This window comes from Kitasatospora sp. NPDC001095, assembly GCF_053598615.1.
The window spans coordinates 1-1,526 of sequence record NZ_JBSFKQ010000142.1 but is presented as its reverse complement, the minus strand read 5'-3'; the positions used below and the strand labels follow the sequence as shown (position 1 = coordinate 1,526).

At 72.5% G+C, this 1,526-nt stretch carries 1 protein-coding gene; it reads left to right on the top strand.

Annotated features, from left to right (window positions below; translation table 11 throughout):
• Window positions 1-1,526, top strand: a 1,526-nt coding sequence (locus tag ACWDBB_RS36175) for a polyketide synthase dehydratase domain-containing protein (RefSeq protein WP_449793649.1), incomplete at both ends; no start/stop codon positions are given.

Here is a 1,526-nt window from a genome sequence, read left to right as displayed (position 1 = left end):
CCCCCATCAACTGGCGCCAGTACTACACAGCCACCACCCCCACCACCCCCCTCCCCACCTACCCCTTCCAACGCCAACGCCACTGGCTCGACACCCCGGTGACCTCCGGGAACCTGGGCGCGGTGGGGCTGCTCACGGCTGATCACCCGCTGCTCGGCGCTGCCGTCGAGCTGGCCGGCGACGAGGGGTACGTGTTCACCGGACGGCTGTCGTCGGCGACGCAGCCGTGGCTCGCGGACCACTCCGTGTTCGGCACGCCACTCCTGCCGGGTACGGCCGTGCTGGAGCTCGTGCTGCTCGCGGGCGCACGTCTCGACGCACCCGTGGTGCGGGAGCTGACTCTGGAGAACCCGCTGGTGCTGCCGGACGGAATCGAGGTGGACATCCAGCTGGTCGTGGGTGGTGAAGACACCTCAGGGGCGCGTCCGGTCCGACTGCACTCACGGCAGGCGGGCCACGCCGAGTGGACGCGGCACGCCACCGGCACCCTCGCACCCGCGGCCCCGGACGCCGTACCCGGGGACTCGGCGGCTCCATGGCCGCCCACGGGCGCCGTTCCTCTCGGTCTCGACGGGGCGTACGAGCTGCTCGCCGACCACGGTTACGACTACGGCCCCGCCTTCCAGGGGTTGCGGGCCGCCTGGCGGCGCGGCGAGGAGACCTTCGCGGAGCTGCGGTTCGACGGGGAGGCAGGCAGCGGCGGGTTCGCACTGCACCCCGCGTTGCTCGACTCCGTCCTCCACCCGATCGTCCTGGCCGGCCTGGAGCAGGGTGAGGGCACGCGGCCGGTACGGCTTCCGTTCGCCTGGTCCGACGTCGCCCTCCACCGCGTCGGCGCGACGTCACTGCGGGCCCGGCTCACGCCGGCCGGGGAGAACGGTGTGGCGCTGGCGGTGACCGACGACTCCGGCAGGCCCGTGCTCTCCGTTTCGTCCCTGGCGGTGCGCGCCGTGGATCCCCGGAGTCTCACGGCAGGGGCCGGGCAGCGTGGTTCCCTGTTCCGGCTGGACTGGTCGCCGGTTCCCGTTCCCTCACGCCTGGACGTGGAACACGGGGCAGTGGTCCATCAGGTGGAGCCCACCACCGGCACCGGCGGTCCGGAGGAACTGCGCGAGAGGCTGGGCCAGGCCCTCGCCGCCGTCCAGGACCACCTCGCCGGGGACGCTCCGGAATCCCCACTGGTCGTGATCACCAAGGGCGCGGTCACGGACGACGCCGTCGACGTGGTCGCCGCGTCGGTGTGGGGTCTGGTGCGTACAGCGCAGTCCGAACACCCGGACCGCTTCGTCCTCCTGGACACCGACACCACTCCCCTCCCCCCAGACCTCATCACCACCGCACTCGCCACCCGCGAACCCCAACTCGCCCTCCGCGACAACACCCTCCTCGCCCCCCGCCTCACCCGAGCCGACACCACCACCAACCACACATCCCACCTCGACCCCAACGGCACCACCCTCATCACCGGCGGCACCGGCACCCTCGGCTCACTCCTCGCCCGCCACCTCGTCACCGAACACGGCGCA